Raw genomic sequence first — 282 nt, 5'->3', positions numbered from 1 at the left:
CCAGGTCGAGCAGCCGGTGGCTGCGACGTCCGCCGCGACGGCTGACAAAACGGCAGACAAGGTGGCCAGCGCCGAAGGCTTCCGTGATGACGTGGCGCTGCTCAATCGCCGTCGTCTGGCCGTGCCCGGCAAACTGGCGGACCGCCTGCTGGCAGGCATCGTGCCGTCGGCCGGGGAGGGGGAGGGCAAGACCCTGTCCGGCAACGACTGGATTCCGGCGCAGAGCAGCGCCGCGCCCCGGGACAAGGCCCTGAGCCTGGGCAACAGCGATGCCCTGACCGG

The 282-nt window shown here is 71.3% G+C and carries 1 protein-coding gene; it reads left to right on the top strand.

Annotated features, from left to right (window positions below; genetic code table 11):
• Nucleotides 1–282, top strand: a 282-nt coding sequence (locus tag J0A65_RS27180; RefSeq protein ID WP_206597262.1) for a hypothetical protein, incomplete at both ends; no start/stop codon positions are given.

This window comes from Bowmanella yangjiangensis (assembly GCF_017255015.1).
GTDB classification, from domain to species: Bacteria; Pseudomonadota; Gammaproteobacteria; order Enterobacterales; family Alteromonadaceae; genus Bowmanella; species Bowmanella yangjiangensis.
The sequence above is the reverse complement of the archived record's forward strand: the minus strand, read 5'-3'. Positions and strand labels throughout refer to the sequence as shown.